Genomic DNA, 24,327 nt, shown 5'->3' on the forward strand with positions numbered 1-24,327 from the left:
CGAGCCTGCATATCTGTTAGACAAAGGGGATGAACGCGAGAAATCTGACACTCGCAACACTGGCCTTCGGCCTCACCTTCTGGGCCTGGAATCTGATCGGACCGTTATCGAGCAGCTATACCAAGCAGCTGGGCCTGTCCCCCGGCCAGCAGTCACTGCTCGTCGCCACCCCGGTACTGGTGGGGTCGCTGGGTCGCATTCCCGCCGGCGTGCTCACCGACAAGTTCGGCGGGCGGCTGATGTTCACCGTCATCGCGTTCGTCTCGATCATCCCGACGCTGCTGGTTGGCTGGTCGAATTCCTTTGCGGCACTGATTCTCTGGGGCTTCTTCCTGGGCATCGCGGGCACCTCCTTCGCGGTCGGCATCCCGTTCGTGAACTCCTGGTTCGAACCGGCCCGGCGCGGCTTCGCCACCGGCATGTTCGGCCTCGGCATGGGCGGCACCGCGCTCTCGGCGCTGTTCACCCCGCGGCTGGTCGACCACCTGGGGCGCGCCCAGACCCACGAGTTGATGGCGATCGCGCTGGCCGTTCTGGGCGCGGTCATGTGGCTGTTCAGTCGCAACTCCCCCGAATGGAAACCGGCCACCGAACCGGCGCTGCCGCGGATCAAGGACGCGCTGAAGCTCGAGGCCACCTGGCAGGGGGCGTTCCTGTACGCGGTGACCTTCGGCGGTTTCGTGGCCTTCTCCACCTACCTGCCGACGGTGCTGAAGAACGTCTACGAGTTCACCCAGTCGGACGCGGGACTGCGGACCGCGGGCTTCTCCATCGCGGGCGTGCTGGCGCGGCCGCTGGGCGGCACGCTGTCGGACAAGATCGGTCCGGCGCGCGTGCTCGTCGTCTCCTTCGCGGGTACCGCGATCATGGCCGTCGTGCTGGCCTTCGAACCGGGTCCCGAGCTCCCGGCCGGAACCTCGTTGGTGCTCATGGCCTTTTTCCTCGGGCTCGGCACGGGCGGTGTCTTCGCGCTCATCGCGCGGCTGGTAGAACCGGCCCGGGTGGGCACGGTGACCGGATTGGTCGGTGCGGCGGGCGGACTCGGCGGCTACTTCCCGCCATTGGTGATGGGCCTGGTCTACAGCTCGCGCCACGACTACACCCTCGGTTACCTGCTGCTCGCCCTGACCGCCGGGGCGGCGCTGATTTACACGCTCAAACTCGGTCGCACCGTGAGCAATTGACCAATTCGTCGTGGAAAAAGGGCCGCTGCCAGGGCTTTTCATGATTGCAAGATCTTGTTAAGGCCGTGCCAAGGGCGGCTGGGCATCGTTGTGTCAACGCCGGAGCACACCGGCGGACCCGACGAGCCACCAACCGGGGGTGGGGACGCTGGGGCCCGACCCGCCCACGAGGGGTGGCGGGTCGGCCACAGCAAACCAACCAACCGGTACTCGAAATGGGACCCGGCCTGCCGCGAAGGGGGTGGTAGGCCAGACGGAAACCCGCCGTATCCATCCGCGAGGGGTGTTGGATACGGCGGGTTTTTCGCGTGCAAAGCTAACGGTTGGCGATCTTGTTCGCTCGAACCCTGGCCTCCGCCACCCGGCGCACGGCATCATGGAAGGTAAGAGCGCCAAGAAGATTGGGATTGACGATGGAAACCGTGGTCGTCTTCGTGCTGGCCTGCCTGATCTACTGGTGGGGCCTACTCTGACGTCGAGGTCTGCGCGACCGCGTACAGTGCGTCCGCGATGCGGCGGCTGAAGTGGTCGGCATCCTCGGTACCGTGCGTGAGGGCCCGCATCAGGGTGGCACCGCGCAGGAATTCGAAGATCGCCTCGACATCGCAATCCGGGGCCGCCTGACCGGAAAGAGCAGCGGCGGCGAGCAGTTCGCGCAGCGCCGCGATCGTGGGTCGCTCGCCGCCGTCGAGCAGGCGACGGTAGCTCTCCCGGTCGTCGTGGTACTCCGAGAGCAGGCCGGGGATGGCCGAGCGGGCCGCGGGGTGCGCTGCGGCATTCAGGAACAGGCTCGTCCAGGCCAATAGGTCGGCGCGCAGATCGCCGGTTCGCGGCGGGTGATTGGCGGTGTCGAGCGTGAAGACGGCCTCCTCGACCAGGGCCCGCTTACCCGGCCAGCGCCGGTAGATCGACGTGGTGACGACACCGGCGCGCCGCGCCACGGCGGCAATGGTGGTGGCCTGATAGCCGTCGCGGACCAGGAGCTCCTGGGTGGCCTTCAGCACCTGGGCATCCAGCTGCGGATCGCGTGGGCGGCCGGGGCCGGTGCGGGCGGTCCCTGCTGCTGCGGTCACGGGAAGTCTCCTCGGGGTCGGGACAATTTCTGAAACAGGTTACATCGTGGTCACATTTGAAATACGCTGCGCCTCGTATTCTAATTCAGGAGGTATCCCTCATGCTGACGCCGCAGGACGAGCTGCTCGCCCACCAGCTCCCCACCACCTTCGACCACGTACAGCAGAGCGATCTGCGCTGGACCGAACGCGTCGTGCTGTACGGGTTCGACACCACCGGCGAGATCAGCGTCATGACCGGCATGGCGCGCTATCCCAACCGCAATGTGCTCGACGCCTATGCCATGGTCACCGTCGGTGGCAAGACCGCCCACGTGGTCCGGCTCTCCCGCGAGATCGGCGACCGGTACGACGGCATCGCGGACTGGACCGTCGGGCCGTTCACCTACGAGGTGGTCGAACCGCTGCGCAAGGTCCGCGCCGCACTCGCCGACAACGAGCACGGGGTGCGCCTGGAACTCGAGCTCGACGGGCAGTTCCCCGCCTACGAGCAGGAACCCGCCTTCTTCCGCAGCCGCGGCCGGGTCCGTGAGGACGCGCGGCGGTACTACCAGAACGGGCGCGTCAGCGGCTGGATCGAGGTGGAGGGCAAGCGCTTCGAGATCGACCCGGAGACCTGGTGGTTCGGGCGCGACCACTCCTGGGGCACCCGGCACGGCGGAGGCGGCGGCAGCCTCGCGGAGGGCGAGGGGTTGCAGCCGGGCGAGATCCCGGACGGGGTCCTCTACTACATGGGCATCTTCCAATTCGAGGACGAGCTGGTGCATTTCGCGCAGCGCGAGACCGCCGACGGGCAGCGGTGGCACTTCGAGGGGACGGTACTCGCCCCGCTGGGCTCGGACCGGCAGCCCGTGCCGATCGTGACCACCGAGCATGCGCTGACCTTCCGCGAGGACTTCCGGATCGTCAGCGGCGGCAGCTTCACGGTGCGCAGTGCGGACGGGCGCGAACGGGAGTTCACCATCACTCCCGTCTCCGACTTCTGGCCCGGCATAGCGGGATACGACAACTACCGCGGGTATGCCTCGGGCCTGTGGCGGGGGGCGGACTGGAGCGACGGGTTCACCGCCGACCTCACCGACACCGCCGATCTGAAGCAGGTCAGCATGCTCAGCGAGACCTTCTGCCGGATCGAGACGGCGGGCAAGGTGGGCCACGGGCTGGTCGAGATGGCGTTCATGGGACGCAATGCGCGGTACGGGTACGCGGGGTACTGACCGTGGGCGGCAATCGAATTCCCGCAGAGCGGCTGGGCGTGGCGCTGGAACCGGAAGTGCGCTCGCATTTTCCGGGTTCCGGTCGCGCCCGGGTGCGCAACCTGGCCCGCACCGAACGCGGATTCGCCACCGAGACCTATCTTTTCGAGGTCGAGGACGACTTCGGGACGGTACCGCTGGTACTGCGGCGGCCGCCGGATCTGTCGCTGTTCCCGGACTACGACCTGCTGCGGCAGGTGCTGGTCATGCGGCAGCTGGCCCGGACTCCGATTCCGGTGCCGACCGTGACCTGGCTCGAGCGTGGCGACAATCCGCTGGGCAGTCCGTATTTCGTGATGAATCGGCTGGAAGGCGCGGCACCGAGTGACTATCCGTCGTACCACGCGGCGGGAAACTACTTCGAGGCGTCGCCGGAGCAGCGGGCTCGCATGTGGTGGGGATGCGTCGACACCATCGCGGAGATCAACCAGCTCGACTGGCGGGCAATGGAATTGGATTTCCTCGCCTTCCCGCAGTACGGCGCGGGCGTCGTCGAGCAGGGTGTGAACTATCTCGACGCGGCGTTGAACTGGGCCTGCGAGGGTGCGCCGCCGGAGACCTATCGGCGGGCCGCCGGGTATCTGCGGGAGCATCTGTACGAGCCCGAGGAGATCAGCCTGTGCTGGGGTGACGCCCGGATGTCGAACATCCTGTACGACACGGACTTCCGGGTTCACGGGGTCCTGGATTGGGAGATCTCGCATCTGGGCGCACCCGAGTCGGATCTGGCGTGGATGTTGTTCCTGGACTGGGCCTGTAGCGAATACGAGGGCCACCCGCCGCTGGCCGGGACGCCGTCGCGGGAGGAGACCATCGCCCACTACGAGAAGCGGACCGGATATCAGGTGCGCAATCTCGAGTATCAGGAGGTCTTCTCGGCGGCGCTGCTGTCGATTCCGTTGCTGCGCATGACACATCGCGTGCAGCTGCCGCCGGAAATGAATATCACCGGGTTCTGCACCGCTCGCATCGAACAGTTGCTGGGCTGAGAACGACGGAATCCGCCCCGGCGTGGTCGCCGGGGCGGATTCCGTATTCGGTTGTGGTTACCGGGCTTCGACCAGTTCGGCGGCGGTTTCCGCACCCGGCATCTCCGGTGCGGCGGCCTTCGCGCCCTTCATGAGGAAGAAGGCGATCACCGTGGCGACCAGGACGGCCGCACCGCTGGCCAGGAAGGTGGTCGACATGGCGTGGCTGAAGGCCTCGCGGGCCGCGCTCACCAGGGCGCTGTCACCGGTGACGACGGCTCCGGCGATGCTGTCGCGGGCCGCCGCCGGAGCGTCGGAAGGCATTGCGCCGCTGTAGGTCCCGGCCAGCACCGCACCCAGGACCGCCACGCCCAGGGCGCCACCGGTCTGCTGGATGGTGTCGTTCAGCGCCGAACCGACACCGGCCTGCTCCGGCGGGATGGCTCCCATCAGCGCGCCGATGGCGGCGGGCATGGCCAGACCCGCACCGGCACCGAGCACCGCCATGGCCATGGCCAGGGCCGGGGCCGGGGCCGGGGCCCAGAATCCGGAATCGGCGGTCAGCGCGGCCAGCGCACCGGAACCGGCGGCCAGCACCAGCATGCCGATCAGGGTCACCGGGCGCACCCCCAGCTTCTGCACCAGTCCGGCGCCGAGGCCGTTGAACAGCAGGGCGGCCACGGCCAGCGGGGTGAAGGCCAGCGCGGTCTTGATCGGCGAGTAGCCGAGCACGAACTGCAGGTACTGGGTGAGCAGCAGGCTCAGACCGGCATTGGCGAAGGTGACCAGCACCAGCGAGAAGCGCGACCCGGTGAAGACCCGGTTGCTGAACAGGTGTAGCGGAACCATCGGGTGTTCGGCCCTCAGTTCGCGAATCGCGAAGGCCACCAGGAAGATCGCGGCGGCGAGCAGCGAAACCCAGGTGCCCGCAATGCCCTTGGACGGGATCTCGATAATGCTCCACACCAGGCAGACCGTGCCCGCGATCGAGAGCGCCATGCCCGGCAGATCGGTCGGGCGGGCCGGGCCCTTGGACTCCGGCATCAGCGCGAAGGCCGCCGCGATGGCCACCGCCGCGATCGGCACATTGAGCAGGAACACCGAACCCCACCAGAAGTGGTTGAGCAGCACGCCGCCCAGCACCGGGCCGCCGACCAGGCCGAGCACGGACACGCCGGTCCAGGCGGCGATCGCCTTGGGCCGCTCGACCTCGTCGAACACGGTGATCAGGATGGACAGCGTGCTCGGCATGATGAGCGCGCCGCCGATGCCCATGATCACGCGGCCGGAGATGAGCATGCCCGCGCTGGTGGCGTAGGCGGCGAGCAGCGAGGCCGCGCCGAAGAGCACCAGGCCCAGCACCATCACCAGCCTGCGGCCGAAGCGGTCGGAGAGGCTGCCGGTGGTGAGCAGCAGGCCCGCGAAAACCAGGATGTAGCAGTCGATCACCCACTGCAGCGCCTGCGGGCCGGCGTGCAGGTCGATCGCGATCTCCGGCAGCGCGACGGTGAGGACCATATTGTCGATCACCAGCACCAGCGAGGCCAGGCAGAGCACGACGAGGATCAGCCAGCGCTTCGGATTGCGCTGGGCCGCAGGCGCTGTCAGCGCCGCGGTCAAGTCTTCGGCAGTCATTTCGGTTCCCTTTCGAGAAGCTCGTCCGCACACTGTGCGGCGTCGTCGCACACTGTACGGTCTCCGTACAGTGTTCGCAAGACAGAACGGTGTGCGGCCGAACGAACGGCGTTCTAGCTGGGGTTATGCTGTTCCGCAGACGAAGGAGGAAGCGCCATGACGGCCAAGACACAGGAGTTCACGTCGGTCTGGACCCGTCCGGAGCGGCAGCGGCGAGATCAGCCCGCGCTGAGCCGGGAACAGATCGTGGCCGAGGCGCTCGCCCTGCTCGACACCGAGGGCTACGACGCGCTCAGCATGCGCAAGCTCGGCACCCGCCTGAACGCCGGGGCCACCTCGCTCTACACGCACGTGGCCAACAAGGACGAGATTCTCGAGCTGGTCATCGACGCGGCCTTCGGCGAGGTCCGGGTGCCCGACACCATCGATCCGGACCGGTGGCGCGAGGACCTGCTCGCGGTCGGCCGCGATGTGCGCGACACCATCCTGCGGCACGGCTGGATCAGCACCGCCATCACCGGAGCCGGATTGGCTTATCTCGGACCCAATCTCATGCGCCTGTCCGACACCATGTACGCCATCCTCGAGGCGGCGGGCTTCGACGAGCGGACCGGCGACCGGGCGGCCAATGCGATCTGGGGCTACATCTTCGGCACCACCGCGGGCGAGACCGCCATGCTCACCTCCATCGCCCGCAGCGGCCTGAGCGAGCAGGAGTGGTACGGCAGGATGATGGCCACGGTCGAATACGCGGTGCGCGGGTATCCGCATGTGGCCAAACGTTATTCGGCCTATCGCGATCTCGACCCGACGCAGTCCCGGGCCGACTTCTTCGACAGCGAGCTCGGTCTCATCCTCGACGGGCTGGAGTTGCGGCGCAGTCGCGCGGCCGGGAAATGACCGGCCGCGCGGGCTGATTCGGGGTTGCGACTCAGCGGCCGGTCGCCAGGCTGGTGCCGCCATTGGCGTCCAGCACCACGCCGGTGATGAAGCCATTGGTGGCCAGCATGTGGATGGCGCGGGCGATGTCCTCCGGGCGGCCCACCCGGCCCACCGGGGTGGTGGCGACCAGACCCTCGAACAGGGCCCGGCGCTGAGCCTCGGGAACCCGGTCCCACCACGGGGTGTCGACGACGCCCGGGGAGACGGCATTGATGCGCAGCGGCGCGAGTTCGACGGCCAGCGGGCGGACCATGGCGTCGAGCGCGCCGTTGATGGCGGCCAGGCCCGCGGTGCCGGGGAAGGCCGAGCGGGACGAGCCCGCGGTCACCAGGGTGACCGAGCCATGCGAATCCAGGTGCGGGAGAGCGGCTTTCAGGATGCGGACCTGGGGCCAGAACTTGCCGTCGAAACCGGCGGCCAGCTGATCCAGGTCGAGCTCGGCGAAGGGGCCGCTGCCCGCCGAGCCGCTGACCGAGACGACCAGGTGGTCGATGGTTCCGGCCCGAGCGAAGAAGGCGTCGATATCTGCCTGATCGGTGGCGTCCACGGCATGGCCGGTGGTCTTGCCGCCGATGCGGGCCACGGCCGCGTCCAGCTTGCCGCGGTCGCGTCCGGTGATGACGACCTCCGCACCGGCGGCCGCGAAGGCCGCGGCGGTGGCCTCGCCGATGCCGGAGCTGCCGCCCATGACTACGACGCGCGGTGTTGTGGTCATTGTCGAAACCCTTTCTGTCGCTGCCCGTTTATTCTTACGGAACTGACAGTCTCGACAACGCGGTAGACGAGACTTTTAGTCTCGACAAAGGAGTGATGTGCATCACGAGCGGCCACATGCCGGGCGGCGGCGCAACGAGGCCACCCATCAGGCCATCCTGGACGCGGCGCTGCGGCTACTCGGGGAGTCCGAGGGCGCGGCGGTGACCATCGACGCCATCGCGCGGGCGGCCGGGGTCGGCAAGCAGACCGTCTACCGGTGGTGGCCGTCCAAGGGGGCACTGCTACTGGACGCGCTCACCGAGCGGTCGGCGCTGTACGTGCCCACACCCGACAGCGGATCGCTGCGGACCGATCTGCTGGCCATTGTCGAGTCGACTTTCCGTGGCGCGCAGAGTGATTCGACCGCGCCCGCGCTGCGCACGCTGGTGCGGGAGGCGGCGCAGGATCCGCATCTCGCGGAGTTGTTGCGGACCTTCGCCGCGCGGCGGCGGGAGGCGGTGCGGGGCGTGCTCGAGCGCGGGCAGCGGCGCGGTGAGCTGGCCGCCGACGCCGACCTGGAGCTGATGGTCGATCAGTTCTACGGGGTGTTCTGGTATCGATTCATCCTCGGTCACGCACCGCTCGACGACGCGGTGGCCGCGCGGCTGACCGGCTCGATCCTGAGCTGAAACGAAAAGACCCGCACCGCCGAATGCGGTGCGGGTCTTGTCTTTTCGAGCTACTTGGCGAGCTGCTCGCGCACGCCCACCTCGATGCGCTTGCCGAGATCGGCGTCGATGCTCTTCCAGTAGTCGAACACGCGGCTCAGGATCGGCTCGCGCACGCCGCCCAGGATGTGGCCGACGACGTTGCCCACCAGGCGATCCCGCTGCGCGTCGTCCATGACCTCGCGGACCAGGGTGCCCGCCTGCGCGAAGTCGTTGTCCTCGCGGTGCTGGATGTAACCGGCCCGAACCATGGTCGGGTCGAAGACCCAGGCGCCGTCGTCGATGGCGCGCTCCGGGTCGGCGTGCGCGCCGCCGAAGGAGTTGGGCGCGTACACCGGGACGCTGGAGGCGTTGTGCGCGAAGCGCATCGCGCCGTCCTGCGAGTAGGAGTTCACCTGCGCGGCCTTGGGCCGGTTCGGCGGCAGCTGCGCGTAGTTGGCGCCGATGCGGTAGCGGTGCGCGTCGGCGTAGGCGAACACGCGGCCCAGCAGCATCTTGTCGGGCGAGAAGGCAACGCCGGGAACGGTGTTCGAGGGCTCGAAGGCGGCCTGCTCGATGTCCACGAAGTAGTTCGCGGGGTTGCGGTTCAGGGTCCAGCGGCCGACCTCGATGAGCGGGTAGTCCTGCTGCGACCAGACCTTGGTCAGGTCGAACGGGTTGAAGCGGTAGTTGTCCGCCTCGGCGACCGGCATGATCTGGACCTTGAGGGTCCAGCTCGGGTGGTCGCCGCGCTCGATGGCCTCGTACAGGTCGCGACGGTGGTAGTCGGCGTCCTTACCGGCGATCTCGTCGGCCTCGGCCTGGGTCAGGGTCTGGATGCCCTGGTCGGTCTTGAAGTGGTACTTGACCCAGAAGCGCTCACCGGCGGCGTTGATCCACTGGTAGGTGTGCGAGCCGAAGCCGTCCATGTGGCGCAGGGTGGCCGGGATGCCGCGGTCGCCCATGAGCCAGGTGACCTGGTGGGCGGTCTCCGGACGCAGGGTCCAGAAGTCCCACTGCATGTTGGCATCGCGCAGGCCGCTGCCCGGCAGGCGCTTCTGCGAGTGGATGAAGTCGGGGAACTTGATCGGGTCCTTGATGAAGAACACCGGGGTGTTGTTGCCGACGATGTCGAGGTTGCCCTCGGTGGTGTAGAACTTCACCGCGAAACCGCGCGGGTCGCGCCAGGTGTCGGGGCTGCCCTGCTCACCGGCGACGGTGGAGAAGCGGACCAGCGACTCGGTGCGGGTGCCCGGCTGGAAGACCGCGGCCTTGGTGTAGCGGCTCACATCACCGGTAACCACCAGTTCGCCGAAGGCGCCCGCGCCCTTGGCGTGCACCACGCGCTCCGGAACCCGCTCACGGTTGAACTGGGCCCGCTTCTCGATCAGGTAGTGGTCGTGGAGCAGGATCGGGCCCTGGGTGCCCGCGGTGAGCGACTCGTTGTCGCTGGGCACGGGGGCGCCGGAATTGGTGGTGGTCGCCTTGGTCATGAAAACGAGGGTGCCGAGTTTTCTTGAACTAGTCAAGAAAACTGAGAGGGTTGTGAGTAAACAAAGGTGTATACAGTCCGGACGAGGCTGACCAGCAAATATCTGGCGAGGGGTCAGCGCGGGGCGGGCGGGTTCTGCGGCCGATAGGTCGGGTACGGGAAGCCGGTACGCCACTCCGGGGGAATCGTGCGAATCGGGGGGAAGGTGTACGGGTGCAGGTACTCCGACGGGAGGGCCGGAGGCGGCGTGTAGTGGGTCGTGCCCGAGGAGCCGTCGGAGCAGGCGGACACGAGACCGCGGATCACCAGGATCACCGCGATGCCCGCGGCCCACCGGCCGAAGCGGCTGCCGCCCGATTCCCGGTTCGGTGCCGGTGCGGGGCGGTATCGCTGTGCCAGGCGGGCGGTTTCGGCCGCGCGGGTGGCCTGGGCCAGGCGGTCCTCTTCCTTGGCCAGCCAGGCCAGCTGCTCGCGCACCGCGTCGCCGTAGGCGGGATCGAGCTCGGCCACCCGGCGCAATTGCGTTGCGCCCGCTGCCCTTTCGCCGCGATCCACGGTGATGAGCGCGAGTTCGTAGAGTGCCTCGGAGTTCTCCGGCTCCAGCCGCAGCACCTCCCGGAAGGCCGCCTCCGCCCGCGCCATCGAATCCGGGCCCTTCAGGTTCCGCCGCAGCGTCAGCCCGCGCAGCACGTGCACGTGCACGTTGTCCGGATCCAATTCGAGGGCCCGGTCCAGATTGGCCAGCGCCGCCGCCGGATCGGTATCCCGTTGCGTGGCAGCCAGAATCCGCACATTGTCCACATCATCGGGATCCAGCTCCACGGCCCGCCGCGCCGCCGCCACCGCCCGGCCCCGATGCTCGCCGACCGCGCCCCCGCTAGCCGACCGCCCCAGCTGCAATTCCGACAGCGCCCGCACCCGCCACACGAACACCTCGTCCGGCGTCACCCGCAACGCCGCCCCCGAAAACTCCAGCGCCCGACCGTATTCCCCCATCCGATACGCCAGATTGGCCATATCCGCCAGCGCGGCGGCATTCTCCGGCTCACCGGCCAGCACCTCGGCCAGCAGCTCCCGCGCCCCGTCATACCGCCCGAGATCCGAGAGTATCCGCGCCTTCTCGATCTTCTCGCTCATGCCCCGCCCTTTCGAAAACCGTGCTGCCCCAACGCGTTCCACGCCGTCAGCGTGGCGGCGAGGCCGGAGTCTCGAAGAGGTGCTGTAGCACCCGCGGATCCATGGTCGCGGACGTGTACGGCGGCGGCGTGTAGACGGACGGCTGATGATCGCCGCTCGAAGACGCGCAACCGTGCAGGGACAGCTTCACCAGGAAGATCGCGGGCACCACGATCAGCCAGTGCCGTTTGAAACTCGCGGCCGCCGCGGGCCTCTCGACCCGGACCGCCGCATCGAGATCAACCCCGCCCCGCCGCGCCTTGGCCCGCGCCCGCGCCGCGCGCCGGGCGATGGCCTGCTCCGCCGCGCGCTCGAGCTCACTCTCCGCCTCGCGCTCCTCCCGCCACGCCTGCTCCTCACGCTGCGCCGCCCGCGTTTCGACGGCCCGCTGATCCTGTTCCTCGAGCGTGGCGATATGCGCCTCGACCTGCCCGGCCCGCGCCGGACCCAGTCGAGAAACCTTGCGCAGGCGCGTAATAGCGGCCCGCCGCCGCCCGCACAGCCAATCGGCGAGCGCGGATTCGTACAGGATGTCGGCATCCTCCGGGTGCGCCTGCCGCAGCTCCGCGAGTTCCGCGACGGCACGTTCGATATCGGCCGCCGCGGTGCCGTGCCAGCGGCCGGCATCGCAATTCCGCAGCTCCTCCAGGACCTGCTGATCGAGAACCGGCGGCGAATTGCGCTGAGCGCGTGATCGTTCGGGTCGTGGCCGCGGCTGCAGGGCCTGTTGAGCGCGCACCCAGGCGAGATCGCGGCGGATCTCGTCGCCCCGCGCCGGGTTCAGCTGCCCGGCTCGCAGCATGCGCGCGGCCGCGGTCTCCAGATCACCCTGCGCCGCATCGATGCGGCCGAGATCGTGAATGGCCCCGGCGTTCTCCGGGTCCAGTCGCAGGATCTCGCCGAGGGCCGCCGCGGCGCGGTCGTTGTCGGGCAGTAAGGCCCGAGGGATGTAGGCGCGCATTCGGAACGCGTCGATGGATTCCGGGTCCAGCTCGAGCGCACGATCGATGGCCGCGAGCGCCGACGTGGGATCCTTCTCCGCGTAGGCGAGGGCGAACGTCACGTGGTTCGACGGCTCCGACGCATTGATTTCCAGTGCCCGTCGCGCGGCGGTCCGCGCCGTGATCGACAATTCCCGGCGTTCGACGGAACGATCCGGTGCGCCATCGGCCGCCCGTACCGCCGCGTGCGCGCGAATTCGCCACGCGTAAGAAACCTCCGGTACCAGCCGCAACGCCGACTCCGAGAACTCCAGTGCACGCTCGAATTCCCCGAGTTGCAGGCACACCACGGCCATCTCGGCCAACGCGTCCGCATCGTCGGGGTCTGCGGCCAGCGCCTCGGCCAGCAACTCTCGCGCACCCTCACGCCGGCCCAGATCCCTCAGTGCGCGGGCCTTGACGATCTTGTCGCTCATCGGTCTTTGCGGGTGCGCATGTAGGCGGCCAGCTCGTCGTAGCTGCCGTCGTTGTTGGCGAATTCGACCACGTTGCGGGCGGACTCGAACCAGGCGCCGGTGCTGGGGCGGGTTTGGGACAGGGCGGCGGCGATGTCGGGCATGCGGACCGGGCGGACGGTGCCGGAGCGGATGGAGTCGGCCATGGCGAGTTGGGTTGCGGACTTACAGATCTGGGCCAGGTCGGCGCCGGAGTAGTTCTCGGTGCGGGCGGCCACCGCGGCGAGGTCGATGCCCTCGATGGGGCGGTCTTTGAGGTGGTGGCGCAGGATCGAGATGCGGGCGTCCGTGTCCGGCAGGGCCACCAGGACCATGCGGTCGAAGCGGCCGGGGCGGCGCAGGGCCACGTCGACGTCCCAGGGGTGGTTGGTGGCGCCGATGATGTAGACGCCCTCGTTGTCGCTGGTCATCGAATCCATTTCGGTGAGCAGCTGATTGACGGTGGAACGCAGGGAGTTGGAGCCGGACAGGTGGCTGCGCTTGTGGCCGAGGGCGTCGATCTCGTCGAAGAACAGGACGCAGGGCGCCTTGCGACGGGCGGTGCGGAAGACCTGCTTGAGGTTGTATTCGCTGCGGCCGGTGTACCAGTTCAGGATGTCGGCGATCTCGATGGCGTAGAAGTTCGCGCCGAGCTCGCCCGCGACCGCCGACGCCACGAAGGTCTTGCCGCAGCCGGGCGGGCCGTAGAGCAGCAGGCCGCCGCGGGCGCTGGTGCCGAAGGCCTTGGCCAGCTCCGGGTTTCGCACGGGGCCGAGCAGGGACAGCTCCAGTTGCTGCTTGACGTGCTCCATGCCGCCGACATCGGCGAGGGTGAGTTTGGGCCGCTCGAACAGCCCGACGTCGCCCTCGACGTAGACCTCGGGCTTGTCGTTCACGAAGGCGGGCTGGATGATGTCGCCGATCTGCTCCTCGGCGGCATCCCAGTCGTAATCGTTGGAAACCGGTGCAACCGCACCCGATTCCTCCGATGCCGCGGCGGCCGGAGGCACAGCCGGAACCGCGGCGGGCGCGCCACCGGCCAGCGCCGCGGTACACCGTTGCAGCAGTGCGGTCACCTGCTCGTTGTTCGGGTCCTGGGCCAGGGCCGTGGCACAGTGCCCCAGCGCCTCGGCATGCCGTCCCCGCGCCGCCAGCAGTTCGATCACGCTGATGCGGACCGGCAGCAACTCGGGATTGGTGTCGAGCACGGTCAGCAGGTTGGTGATCACCGGATCGTCGGTCAAGGCTCCCCCAGAGAAGTACACGGTTCTGCGCCGAATGCTAAACGCTACGGGTGACACCGGACACCACTCCGCAAGCGTTGCCCAGATCACATCGTTGCCGCCGGAATAGATCCGCGGGGAGGCTCGTTGATCAGACCTGCCGGCGTCGGAACAGCCCCGGGCCGCACCCTCCGTCGCTACGAGCGACCACTCGCCGAGAGGCGCTTGTTGGGCGTCGGCTTCAACTTCCCGGGTTTCGGACCCGGGCCCGCGTTAGCCTCGAAACCATGGTGCGCAGGCGCAGGGGGGCGGCCGCCGCGGTAGTGGCGGTCCTGATGGCGGGCAGCATGATCATCGGCGGTGGTGTCGCGGGGGCGACGCCGTCCGCCCGGTGCGCGACACCCGCCGGACGGGAGTTCCAGCGGGCCGCGCCCGAGGCCACCGACGTGGATTCCGATCGGCTGGCCGACGCCCTGGATTTCGCGGCGTCGCGGAATCGTCTGAACGTCCAGGTTTTCCGGCACAACTGCCTCATCGGCGCGGGACCAGTGAATGCGGAAACCGGTGGCGTGCCGTGGAATGTCTGGAGCGTCACCAAGAGCGTCGTCTCCCTGCTCGCCGGAATTGCCTGGGATCGCGGGAAACTCGATATCGGCGCACCGTTGGACAGCTATCTGCCGCCGGGTATCGGCGATGCCGAACATCGCGCGATCACCGTGCGGAATCTGCTGCAGGAGACCTCGGGGTTACGCGTCGGCGCGGTGACCGAGGGGATTACCGCCATCGTGCCCATCGATCCGTTCAGCGCGGTGCAGGCGCTGGGCGTACCCTTCGACGATCCGCCGGGCACCGCCTTCCAATACAGCCAGCGCAATGTGGACCTGCTGTCCTATGTGATCGAATTGGCCGTCGGTGAACCGCTACAGCAATTCGCCCAGCAAGAGCTGTTCGGTCCCATCGGCATTCAGCGCGGCGACTACTACTGGGCGCGTGACCGTTCCGGCCATACGTACGGTTACGCGCACCTGTTCATCCCGCCCGCCGATCTGGCCCGGCTCGGCATGCTGGTGGCCGAGCAGGGGAAATGGAACGGCCGCACCGTCGTTTCCGCCGAATATCTGAAACAGGCCACTACCGAATCGGATACGAACCCCTGCTACGGCTACCTGTTCTGGACCGGCCCGGGCTGCGCGGAGAATCCCGAATTCCTGCCGTCCGACATGTATTCCATGTCCGGGCTCGGCCTGCAGCACGTATTCGTGGTGCCCAGCCTGGATCTCCTGGTGGTGTGGACCGGATTCTTCGGCGTCCACTCGACGCAAGGTCCGGGCGGCATCCTGCAGTACTTCGGCGAGCCGCCGCACGAGTTCTTCCGCCGGCTGCTGGCGGCCTTGCGCGACAACCCGATCCCCGACCCCGGCCCCTACGTGGAGGCCCCGCTGTCCACCGACTACAGCGGGTATTTCGACCCCGACATCACGCTCGCGGTCTTCGGCGTAGGCCCCGACTCCTACCCCGGCTGCTCTCTGACGTCCTGCCTCGATCTCCCGCTGCGCGCACCGTTCACCGACGCGCCACCGGGTTGCCTGCTGCTGGCATGCGTCGGACCCGATCCGCGCACGCCGGGTATTCGCTGACCTGCCGCCCCCTACGGAGTAACCGCGGCGCGGCCCGCCAGCTCCCGTAATTCCTCGGCCGGTCGACGGCCGGAGAACTGCAGCAGATCCCGCACCACCTCGCGGGCGCGGTGATCGGTGTGCACCAGTTCGGGCGTTAGTCGCTCGGCATTGAGCAACGCGTCCAGCGCCTCGGTCGCCTGCCGCCGTTGCGCGTGCGCGCGGGCCACATCGACCAGGAAGCGAGCCTGCCGCTCCGGGGACAGCACGGAGGCGTCCACGGTGCGCGCGGTATCGAGTGCCTCACCGGCGTCGCCCAATTCGACCGCCACCGCCACCGCGTGCACGGCGACGCCGGTCGGCCCGAACTCGGTGTCGAAATCATTGCGGCCCTCGCCCAGCCGGTCGGCGGCGGTGCGCGCCGCCGCCAGCCCGGTGCGGGCCGCCGTGCGATTTCCGTCCGTCGCCGCGATCACCGCCAGCATGAGCTGCAGAGATCCGTAGAGCGACAGCACTTCCGGCTTCGGTTGCTCCGACGCCGCCTGCGCGGCCAGCGCCGCCACCGACACCCGCGCCGCCTGCTCGGCCTGTTCCAGGCGTTGCAGGCGCAGGAAGGCCTGTGCCATGCGATAGGTGCCCGCCACCACGCTGAGCGCGTCGCCGGACTCCTCCGCCGCGGACAGCGCGCGGTCGGCCGCGACCCAGGCCGCGTCGACCTCCTCCTGCCGGGTGAACGCGGTCGCGGCCACCTGATACGCGCGTGACAGCAGGGTCAGCACTTCGGGCCGCTGCGTGGCGGCGGCGGCCCGGGCGGCGTGCTCGAGATCCGGAATCAGTTCCAGCAGACTGCCGCCCACCTCGATCAGTCGCGATTCGTGTGCCAGTTGCCAGGCCAGGTCCACCCGCGCTCGCAGCTCCGGGAGTTGCACGGCCGACTCGCGATCGGCCTCGTCTCCGAAAAGCTGGTCCAGTGCGGGATGTCCGGTGAGCAGCAGCCGCAGTTGCTCGAAAACCGCCGAGCCGGGCCGATGCCCGTCGCCCCGGTCGGCGGCCATGGGTTCGGCCGCCTCGGGTCTCAGGTCGCGCACCGCCACGCCGAGCACGTCCGCCAGTCTTTGCAGAACGGACAGTCGCTCAACAGGCAGGACGTCTCGCTCGACCTGCGATACCCAGCTTTCCGAGCGACGGATGGCCGCTCCCAACTCTTTCTGCGATAGCCCCCGCCTCCGGCGCAACTCCGCTACCCGTGCCCCAAGGGTACTTTCGGCCACCGGGTCAAACTCCTTCTGCCTGATCGGCTTTCCCGGCCGTCACCGCCCGCTTGTTTCGCCGATGTCTACCATGCCCTTCTCCTTCCGCCCTTTCTGTCCAGACGGGATCTGCCGACAAGGATTCCAGACCGGGCGAGCTTACGGCGCACAGTATGGAACATGGATTTTTCTTATTGCACCGCAATTTTTCTGTGTTTAACGTTTGAAGAGGACCCGTCGAACCAAACGGACGACAAGGGGTGGTCATGCCCGGCGAACTTCTCTTCTTCCTACTCGGAGCCGGAATCGGCGGCGCGGCAATGTGGTTCGCGGCGTGCGCCGTTGCGGCCACCAAGTATTCCTCCACTGCCGACGGGGCGACGGTGCAATCCATCACCGCGCGCCTCGAACGCGAGGGTATCCGGAACTCGCGCGCTATGAAAGGTCAACCAGCCGCGCATCGGGCCCACTCCAGATGACCGCCCTACCCGAAACCGAGGAAGTGCGTGTACGCCTGCGTTTTCCGGGTGGAATGATCTTGGATTACCGGACCGAGCGCGCAATTGCCGAACGCCTCGCAGCGCATTTGCGGCCCCACCGCATAGAAGTCACCATCGACGGCCCGCCGAACGACCGCCTCCCACCCCTGCCGTGCGCGGAACTATGGACAGATTGACCAACTTTCCCGGCCGCATGTCCGGGTATCTCCCGAATAATCCGAAAACGGACCGTGCACATTGCCGTGCACGGTCCGTTACGGATAGATCTGATCAGTTGTTCAGAAGAACTTCCGCGATCTGAATGGTGTTGAGCGCCGCACCCTTCCGGAGATTGTCACCGGAGATGAACAGCGCCAGGCCGCGCCCGTCCGGCACACCCGGATCCTGGCGGATGCGGCCGACCAGTGACTCGTCGATGCCGGCGGCGGCCAGCGGGGTGGGCACGTCGACCAGTTTGACGCCAGGGGCCTTGGCAAGCAGTTCCTCGGCGCGCTCCACCGAAAGCGGCTGCGCGAACTCGGCATTGATCGACAGCGAGTGGCCGGTGAAGACCGGGACGCGCACGCAGGTGCCGCTCACCAGCAGCTCCGGCAGGCCCAGGATCTTGCGGGACTCGTTGCGCAGCTTCTGGTCCTCGTCGGTCTCGCCGGTGCCGTCGTCCACCAGGGATCCGGCCAGCGGGATGACGTCGAAGGCGATGGGGGCCACGTACTTGTTCGGGGCCGGGGACTCGACCGCGGAACCGTCGTGCACCAGCTTCTCGGCATCGCCGATGACCGCGCGCACCTGCGAGGCCAGCTCCTCCACACCGGCCAGGCCGGAGCCCGAAACCGCCTGGTAGCTGGACACGATCAGGCGCTGCAGGCCCGCCTCGTCGTGCAGCACCTTGAGCACCGGCATGGCGGCCATGGTGGTGCAGTTCGGGTTGGCGATGATGCCCTTGACCAGATTGCGGGTGGCCTCCGGGTTCACCTCGGAGACGACCAGCGGCACCTCGGGATCCTTGCGCCAGGCCGAGGAGTTGTCGATGACGGTGACACCGGCGGCCGCGAAGCGCGGGGCCTGGACACGAGACATGGTGGCACCGGCCGAGAACAGCGCGATGTCGAGTCCGCTCGGGTCGGCGGTCTCGGTGTCCTCGACGACGATGTCCTTGCCGCGGAACGGCAGCGTCTTGCCCGCCGAACGCGCGGACGCGAAGAATCGCACCTCGTCGGCCGGGAAGTTGCGCTCTTCCAGCAGCTTCCGCATGACGGCGCCGACCTGTCCGGTCGCGCCGACGACGCCTACGCGCACACCCATGGCCCTACCGCCCCGTTCCGCCGTGGACCACGGCCACTTCGTCGCCGCCCAGATCGAACGCCGAGTGCAGCACCTTCACGGCCTCGTCCAGATCGGTGTCCTTGACCAGCACCGAGATCCGGATCTCCGAGGTGGAGATGAGATCGATGTTGATGCCCGCCTCGGCCAGCGACTCGCAGAAGGTGGCGGTCACGCCCGGGTGCGACTTCATGCCCGCGCCGACCAGCGACACCTTGCCGATGTGGTCGTCGTACACGACCTGGGAGAAGCCGATGTCGCCCTGCCGCTTGGTGAGCAGCTCGACGGCACGCGGGCCCTCGAGCTTGGGCAGGGTGAAGGTGATGTCGGTCTTGCCGGTCTCCACCTTCGAGATGTTCTGCAGCACCATGTCGATATTGATCTCGGCATCGGCGACCGCGCGGAACACCTTGGCGGCGTAGCCCGGCTCGTCCGGAATGCCGACCACGGTCACCTTGGCCTCGCTGCGGTCGTGCGCGACGCCCGTGAGGATTGCTTGCTCCAAGGGGATGTCCTCCATCGATCCGGTAATCATGGTGCCCGTCTTGTCGGTGTACGAGGACCGCACGTGGACGGGCACGTTGTAGCGGCGCGCGTACTCGACGCAACGCAGCATGAGAACTTTCGAGCCGCAGGCGGCCATCTCCAGCATTTCCTCGTAGGAGACGGTGTCCAGCTTCTGGGCGTCGGAGACGATGCGCGGGTCGGCGGAGAAGACGCCGTCCACGTCGGTGTAGATCTCGCACACATCGGCATTGAGCGCGGCGGCCAGCGCGACGGCGGTGGTGTCGGAACCACCGCGGCCCAGCGTGGTCACGTCCTTGCTGTCCTGGCTCACGCCCTGGAAGCCCGCGACCAGCACGATGGTGCCCTGGCCCAGCGCCTGCTGCACCCGGCCCGGGGCCACATCGATGATCTTGGCGTTGCCGTGCGTGCCGGTGGTGATGACACCGGCCTGGGAACCGGTGAACGAGCGGGCCTCGGCGCCGAGCGAGTGAATGGCCATGGCCACCAGCGCGTTCGAGATGCGCTCACCCGAGGTGAGGAGCATGTCCATTTCGCGGGCGGGGGCGGCGGGCGCGACCTGCTGGGCCAGATCGAGCAGTTCGTCGGTGGTGTCACCCATGGCGGAGCACACGACGACCACATCGTGGCCCTGCTTCTTGGTCTCGACGATCCGCTCAGCGACGCGCCGGATGCGCTCGGCAGTGGCGACCGAGGATCCTCCGTACTTCTGAACGACGAGAGCCACGGCGGGAATCCTCCAAGATCGACGAACTGCTGCTACCGACCCACAAGACTACCGGCCCAGGTCCACGGGATTTCCGCTACCTCCTACTGCTCGCCGGAGCGGCCCCGCTGCTTGGCGAGCAGAGCGTTGAACAGCCCGTGGTACTTGGTGTTCTGGAACGCGGCCACCTCCCAGGCGCCGTCACGGCGGACCACCACGTAGAGCACGCATTTGGTGTTGAAGCGGGTGCGCTGTTTCCCGCCCTTCACCACCGCGCCCAGCCCGTGCACGAGCGCGACGTCCGGGGTCGGAAAGCGGACCGAGGTGATCTCGCCGACCGCGCGGGTGCCCTTCAGATACTTGGCGAACAGGGGGCGTGCTGGGCCTCGATGGCCGCGCGGCCCTGCACCCGCTGACCGAACCAGGTGACGTAGTCCGCGTCCTCGGCGAAGACGGCCGCGAACGCGGTGGCGTCGCCCGCATCCCAGGCGCGGTCGGCGCTCGCGAGTAGTTCGCGGACGGCCGCCTCGTCGGTGATCTGCTGCGTGCTCATGACATCCCTCCCGAAGATATCTGCATTACTCATCAACTGAATCTGCAAGTAGTTGACTCATTCAGATATTGTCGGAGTAGGACTAAGCTGTCAAGCGATGAGCAAGAAACACGATGAGCTGGGGGCCGCACTCACCTTCGCCGCCCAGCGCAGCGCCACCGATGCCGTGATGCTGCACGGAGCCATGGCCGACAAGCTCGGCCTGCACGTCACCGACCTGCGCTGCCTGACCCTGCTGCGCGCCAGCGGACCGGCCACCGCCGGGGAACTCGCCCAGCGCACCGGCCTCACCACCGGGGCCATCACCCGCATGATCGACCGGCTGCTGAAGGCCGGATACGTGCGGCGCGAACACGATTCGAAGGATCGGCGACGGGTGATCATCACCGCCGTGGCCGAACGCATCGACGAGATCGCGCCGCACTACGAGGTGCTGGCCCGCGAGTTCGGCAAGATCTCCGCCGATTACAGCACCGAGCAGCTGGAACTACTGCTGGAGATCTTCAACCGGCTGCACGAGACCTCGCTGCACGTCACCACGCTGTTGCGGGACGGCGACCCGGCGACACCGTGATCACTCCCGGTCCAGCCAGGTGACCTGCGCGCCGTTGGCGAATTCCCGGCGCTCGGTGACAGTGAACCGAGCCGGGCTGAAGTTGCCGCCGATCATCGGCACGCCGGCGCCCGCGATGACCGGGTAGCTCTTGATGATCAGCCGGTCGATCTCCTCGATCAGCTGGCCCGCCAGGTTCGCGCCGCCGCAGAGCCAGATATCCAGGCCCGCTTCCTTTTTCAGCTGCCGGACCAGCTCGGCCGCATCCCCCGAGACGACCTCCACCCGCGGGTTGTCCACCGGTGCGAGGGTGCGCGAGAAGACGTACTGCTCCAGGTGGTCGTAGGGGCTCTCGGCACCGATGGCGAGGCCGGGTTCATAGCTGCCGCGGCCCATGAGAACCGTGTCGAACCGCAGGTTCGGCGTATCCAGCGGCAGGCCGACCAGTTTGCGCACGTGGGTGGGAAGCGTCTCGGGCAGGGCCTCGGCGAACCAGGCCATCATGTCCTCGCCGATCGGATAGAAGTCGAATTCCCCCTGCGGACCTGCGATGTAGCCGTCGAGGGAGACCGCCACGTAGTAGACGAGCTTTCGCATGGTTTACCGCCTTGTTCGTAGTACTATGTCCGTAGTGATTACACACGTAGTACTACACATGGAGTGGTGTCAATGGCCCGGACGAACCCGGAACGACGAAATGCCTTGATCGACGCGGCAATCGAGGTGCTGGCCCGCGACGGCGCGCGCGGGCTCACCTTCCGCGCGGTCGACAAGGAGGCCGGGGTACCCGCGGGCACGGCCTCCAATTACTTCCCGAACCGGGACGAACTGCTGGTCCAGGCCGGGCATCGCTTCTACGAGCGGTTACAGCCGAGCGCCGAGACGATGGCGTTCCTGCACACCGGTCCGCGCACCCGCGAGACCATCGCCGCGCTCATGACCGAGACCGTCGGGCGAATCACGAGCTTCCGCACCGGCTATCTGGCGTTGCTGGAATTGCGCCTGGAGGCCACCCGCCGCCCGGAGTTGCAGGCGATCCTGAGCGAGCGGGTCCGGGCCGACATCGATTTCAACGTGCGCAACCATCTGGACTCCGGGCTGCCCGGCGACGCCGACTCGGTGCTGCTGCTCTACCTGGCCCTGAACTGGCTCATTGTCGAAAGGCTCACGCTGCCCGGCATTTTCGACGAGGACGAGGCCGCGCGGCTGATCGGCCTGGCGGTGGAGCGCGCCATCCCGACCTTGTGACGGGCATCACTTCGGGCGAATAATCTCCAGGCATGCGAGCGAGTGTCGGTGACCATCTGGTCATCCATGGGCGCAATGTCGGACTCCCCGACCACACCGCGGAAATCGTCGAAGTGCGCGGCGACGACGGCGAACCACCGTATGTGGTGCGCTTCGCCGACGGCCGGACCAGTCTGGTGTTCCCGGGTCCGGATTCGGTCGTGAAGCCGGGTTAGACCGCCCCGCACAACCCTTTCACCGCGTCTCCGCCGTGAACTTTTCCGTACACGTTGCGACACGACCGGATTGCCCCGTTGAACAGGGAAATCAGGGCTCATTAGACCGACCAGTCGGTTACTAGCGGCGGGGGGCACAGTTGACTCTCCAAGCGACGCTGGTCACAATCGGTGCCCGAATGGAAGGGTAGATATGCGCACGAAGACTGATCACCGGTTCGTCATCGACATCGATCCCGGACAGGTGATGGATGCGTTGCTCATGGTCGAGCAGATGCCCGACTGGTCTCCCTCCCACCAGGACGTCCGGGTCGCCACCCGCGACAAATTCGGCCGTCCCAAGCGCGTGTACATCTCGGCCAATCTGATGGGCCGCCCCGACCGGCAGGTCGTCGAGTACAGCTGCACCGACAACCGCGTCGAATGGCGGGTCTCCGAATCCAGCGCCGGAGCCGGCGGCAAGGGCTGGTTCGACCTCGCGGAGACCGAGGACGGCGCCACCGAGGTCTGGTACCACTCCGAGCTCTACCTGCCGATTCCCGCGCCCGGCATGATCCTCAAGCGCAGCGCCCGGCGCGAGGGCGAGGCCATGATCACCAACTTCGTCGCCTTCGTCGAGGCCGTCACCGGGCTCGAGGGGCTGGGCGAACCGGAGGAAGCGGCCTACGGCGAACCGGTGAACGAGTACGAGCAATTCTCGGGTTACGTCCAGCCCGGCTATGCCCAGCGCATCGACTACGGCCGCAATTTCGAGCCGGGCTTCGGCACCGCGTAAACGCTCGTGGCGAACACTCGCCGCTGACACTGCCTTTCGGGCCGCATACCCGGCAGTATGTCTGCCATGCCTGGTGCGCAACGAACCCGCATGACGCCGGTCGCCGAGGACGCCTCGGTGACCCAGCTGGAACTGTTCTTCGACCTGGTGATCGTCTTCGCCTTCACCATGGTCACCGACTTCGCCGCGCACGAGACCACAGCGGTCAATCTGCTGCGCGCGCTGCTGATCCTGGCCATGCTGTGGTGGGCCTGGATCGGCTACTCCTGGCTCGGCAATGTGATCAAGGCCGACGAGGGCATCGCCCGGGTGGCCATGTTCGCGGCCATGGGCGCGGCGTTCATCATCGCGCTCACCATTCCGGAGTCCTTCCACGATGAGCCGGGCGGCTGGTACGGGCCGCTGGTCTTCGTCATCGCGTATCTGACCGTGCGGCTCATCCACCTCACCGTGTTCTGGCTCGCCAGCACCCACGACGCCCAGCTGCGGCGGCAGGTGATCCGTTGGGCGGCAGGCTCACTCAGCGTGGCCAGCGTGCTGCTGGTGGTCGGTGCGCTCAGCCACGGCACCACCCAGCTGGTGCTGTGGCTGGCGGCGCTGGTCTGGGACATGGGGTGGACGTTCTTCGCGGGCAATGAATGGCGGCTGTACTCGCCCTCGCACTTCGCCGAGCGGTACGGGCTGATCGTCATCATCGCGCTGGGTGAATCCATCGTGTCCATCGGCGTCGGCGTGGCCGGACTGCCGATCTCCTGGTCCATCACCGTGGGCTCGCTGCTGGGCCTGGCCGTGGCCGGGCTGCTGTGGTGGGCCTACTTCGACGTGGCCGCACTGGTGGTGGAGCACGCCATGCATCGGGCCGGGGGCGAGCGCCGCATCCAGATCGCCCGCAACTGCTACACCTTCTGGCACTTCCCGATGATCGCCGGAATCGTGGCCATGGCACTGGGTTTGAAGAAGGTGCTGAGCTATGTCGGTGGGGCGAAAGGACATTCGCTCACCGATGCGCTGCACGGGATTCCGCTGTTCGCGCTCTACGGCGGTGTGGCGGCGTATCTGATCGCGCTGGCCGGGTTCCGGCACTACGCGACCGGCAAGGTACTGGTGCCGCGGCTGGTGGCGGCGGGCCTGCTGGTGGCGCTGCTGCCGCTCGCCTCGATGGTGCCCGCGCTGGCCGCGCTGGGCATGCTGTGCGCGGTGCTGCTGGCGCTCATCGTGTTCGAGGTGGTGCGCTACGCCCAGCCGCGGGATCTGATCCGGCACGGGCTGGACTAGTACT

General features: G+C 67.8%; 22 protein-coding genes and 1 pseudogene. 11 read left to right on the top strand and 12 right to left on the bottom strand.

The window, feature by feature from the left end; translation table 11 throughout:
- Positions 1-29 precede the first annotated feature (29 nt).
- Complete coding sequence (locus NS2_RS27890; RefSeq protein ID WP_071343468.1) at positions 30-1,184, top strand: MFS transporter; 1,155 nt, start codon at positions 30-32, stop codon at positions 1,182-1,184.
- A 464-nt stretch (positions 1,185-1,648) separates the two neighbouring features.
- Here the strand turns inward: NS2_RS27890 and NS2_RS27895 are convergent, their stop codons facing one another.
- Positions 1,649-2,257 carry a TetR/AcrR family transcriptional regulator gene (locus NS2_RS27895; protein WP_033090372.1) on the bottom strand — a complete coding sequence of 203 codons (609 nt, stop codon included), beginning with the start codon at positions 2,255-2,257 and terminating at the stop codon, positions 1,649-1,651.
- A gap of 101 nt (positions 2,258-2,358) precedes the next feature.
- On the opposite strand from NS2_RS27895, the gene NS2_RS27900 reads away from it, so the two are divergent.
- Both NS2_RS27900 and NS2_RS27905 read left to right on the top strand, forming a co-directional pair.
- Entirely contained in the window at positions 2,359-3,474 is a 1,116-nt protein-coding gene (locus tag NS2_RS27900) for an Rv3169 family protein (protein ID WP_033090373.1), read from the top strand.
- 2 nt (positions 3,475-3,476) lie between these two features.
- Positions 3,477-4,502 (top strand): phosphotransferase family protein, encoded by a 1,026-nt coding sequence (locus NS2_RS27905; protein ID WP_261772319.1) that lies wholly within the window; start codon positions 3,477-3,479, stop codon positions 4,500-4,502.
- Positions 4,503-4,559: 57 nt separating this feature from the next.
- On the opposite strand, the gene NS2_RS27910 is transcribed toward NS2_RS27905, so the two are convergent.
- A complete protein-coding gene (locus NS2_RS27910; protein ID WP_052086898.1) occupies positions 4,560-6,116 on the bottom strand; it encodes an MFS transporter in 1,557 nt (518 codons plus the stop codon).
- A 156-nt stretch (positions 6,117-6,272) separates the two neighbouring features.
- Here NS2_RS27910 and NS2_RS27915 point away from each other — a divergent pair, with 156 nt between their 5' ends.
- A complete protein-coding gene (locus tag NS2_RS27915; protein ID WP_033090375.1) occupies positions 6,273-7,016 on the top strand; it encodes a TetR/AcrR family transcriptional regulator in 744 nt (247 codons plus the stop codon).
- Positions 7,017-7,047: 31 nt separating this feature from the next.
- On the opposite strand, the gene NS2_RS27920 is transcribed toward NS2_RS27915, so the two are convergent.
- On the bottom strand, positions 7,048-7,773 hold the full coding sequence (locus NS2_RS27920; protein ID WP_036551919.1) for an SDR family oxidoreductase: 726 nt from the start codon (positions 7,771-7,773) through the stop codon (positions 7,048-7,050).
- Positions 7,774-7,870: 97 nt separating this feature from the next.
- Here NS2_RS27920 and NS2_RS27925 point away from each other — a divergent pair, with 97 nt between their 5' ends.
- The gene (locus NS2_RS27925) at positions 7,871-8,443 is read left to right on the top strand and encodes a TetR/AcrR family transcriptional regulator (RefSeq protein ID WP_045439196.1); all 573 of its coding nucleotides are present in this window, start codon (positions 7,871-7,873) and stop codon (positions 8,441-8,443) included.
- A 50-nt stretch (positions 8,444-8,493) separates the two neighbouring features.
- Here NS2_RS27925 and NS2_RS27930 read toward each other — a convergent pair whose 3' ends face one another.
- The 4 genes from NS2_RS27930 to NS2_RS27945 form a co-directional block, all read right to left on the bottom strand.
- Entirely contained in the window at positions 8,494-9,954 is a 1,461-nt protein-coding gene (locus NS2_RS27930; protein ID WP_033090378.1) for a catalase, read from the bottom strand.
- Positions 9,955-10,067: 113 nt separating this feature from the next.
- The gene (locus NS2_RS27935) at positions 10,068-11,090 is read right to left on the bottom strand and encodes a tetratricopeptide repeat protein (protein WP_033090379.1); all 1,023 of its coding nucleotides are present in this window, start codon (positions 11,088-11,090) and stop codon (positions 10,068-10,070) included.
- Between the two features lie 46 nt (positions 11,091-11,136).
- The gene (locus NS2_RS27940) at positions 11,137-12,546 is read right to left on the bottom strand and encodes a tetratricopeptide repeat protein (protein ID WP_147207341.1); all 1,410 of its coding nucleotides are present in this window, start codon (positions 12,544-12,546) and stop codon (positions 11,137-11,139) included.
- Positions 12,543-13,808 (bottom strand): AAA family ATPase, encoded by a 1,266-nt coding sequence (locus tag NS2_RS27945; protein WP_033090381.1) that lies wholly within the window; start codon positions 13,806-13,808, stop codon positions 12,543-12,545. The genes NS2_RS27940 and NS2_RS27945 overlap by 4 nt, the downstream gene beginning before the upstream one ends.
- Positions 13,809-14,074: 266 nt before the next feature.
- Here NS2_RS27945 and NS2_RS27950 point away from each other — a divergent pair, with 266 nt between their 5' ends.
- The gene (locus NS2_RS27950) at positions 14,075-15,424 is read left to right on the top strand and encodes a serine hydrolase domain-containing protein (protein ID WP_228102589.1); all 1,350 of its coding nucleotides are present in this window, start codon (positions 14,075-14,077) and stop codon (positions 15,422-15,424) included.
- Between the two features lie 11 nt (positions 15,425-15,435).
- On the opposite strand, the gene NS2_RS27955 is transcribed toward NS2_RS27950, so the two are convergent.
- The 4 genes and pseudogenes from NS2_RS27955 to NS2_RS37930 all read right to left on the bottom strand — a co-directional run bounded on the left by NS2_RS27955 (position 15,436) and on the right by NS2_RS37930 (position 20,290).
- On the bottom strand, positions 15,436-16,674 hold the full coding sequence (locus NS2_RS27955) for a helix-turn-helix domain-containing protein (RefSeq protein WP_033090382.1): 1,239 nt from the start codon (positions 16,672-16,674) through the stop codon (positions 15,436-15,438).
- A gap of 749 nt (positions 16,675-17,423) precedes the next feature.
- On the bottom strand, positions 17,424-18,455 hold the full coding sequence (locus NS2_RS27960; RefSeq protein WP_033090383.1) for an aspartate-semialdehyde dehydrogenase: 1,032 nt from the start codon (positions 18,453-18,455) through the stop codon (positions 17,424-17,426).
- Between the two features lie 4 nt (positions 18,456-18,459).
- Positions 18,460-19,725 carry an aspartate kinase gene (locus NS2_RS27965; RefSeq protein ID WP_033090384.1) on the bottom strand — a complete coding sequence of 422 codons (1,266 nt, stop codon included), beginning with the start codon at positions 19,723-19,725 and terminating at the stop codon, positions 18,460-18,462.
- A gap of 83 nt (positions 19,726-19,808) precedes the next feature.
- Positions 19,809-20,290 (bottom strand): annotated as a pseudogene (locus NS2_RS37930) (SgcJ/EcaC family oxidoreductase).
- Between the two features lie 64 nt (positions 20,291-20,354).
- Between NS2_RS37930 and NS2_RS27975 the strand changes: the two are divergent.
- Positions 20,355-20,831 carry a MarR family winged helix-turn-helix transcriptional regulator gene (locus NS2_RS27975; protein ID WP_033090385.1) on the top strand — a complete coding sequence of 159 codons (477 nt, stop codon included), beginning with the start codon at positions 20,355-20,357 and terminating at the stop codon, positions 20,829-20,831.
- Here NS2_RS27975 and NS2_RS27980 read toward each other — a convergent pair whose 3' ends face one another.
- Complete coding sequence (locus NS2_RS27980; RefSeq protein ID WP_033090386.1) at positions 20,832-21,407, bottom strand: dihydrofolate reductase family protein; 576 nt, start codon at positions 21,405-21,407, stop codon at positions 20,832-20,834.
- Between the two features lie 72 nt (positions 21,408-21,479).
- On the opposite strand from NS2_RS27980, the gene NS2_RS27985 reads away from it, so the two are divergent.
- From NS2_RS27985 to NS2_RS28000, 4 genes are all read left to right on the top strand, one after another.
- Entirely contained in the window at positions 21,480-22,058 is a 579-nt protein-coding gene (locus NS2_RS27985) for a TetR/AcrR family transcriptional regulator (RefSeq protein ID WP_033090390.1), read from the top strand.
- A 32-nt stretch (positions 22,059-22,090) separates the two neighbouring features.
- Entirely contained in the window at positions 22,091-22,273 is a 183-nt protein-coding gene (locus NS2_RS27990; RefSeq protein WP_033090387.1) for a DUF1918 domain-containing protein, read from the top strand.
- A 193-nt stretch (positions 22,274-22,466) separates the two neighbouring features.
- On the top strand, positions 22,467-23,048 hold the full coding sequence (locus NS2_RS27995; protein WP_063865079.1) for an SRPBCC family protein: 582 nt from the start codon (positions 22,467-22,469) through the stop codon (positions 23,046-23,048).
- A gap of 66 nt (positions 23,049-23,114) precedes the next feature.
- On the top strand, positions 23,115-24,323 hold the full coding sequence (locus NS2_RS28000) for a low temperature requirement protein A (RefSeq protein ID WP_071343463.1): 1,209 nt from the start codon (positions 23,115-23,117) through the stop codon (positions 24,321-24,323).
- Positions 24,324-24,327 lie beyond the last annotated feature (4 nt).

The organism is Nocardia seriolae NBRC 15557 (assembly GCF_007990715.1).
In the GTDB taxonomy this organism is placed as follows: Bacteria; Actinomycetota; Actinomycetes; order Mycobacteriales; family Mycobacteriaceae; genus Nocardia; species Nocardia seriolae.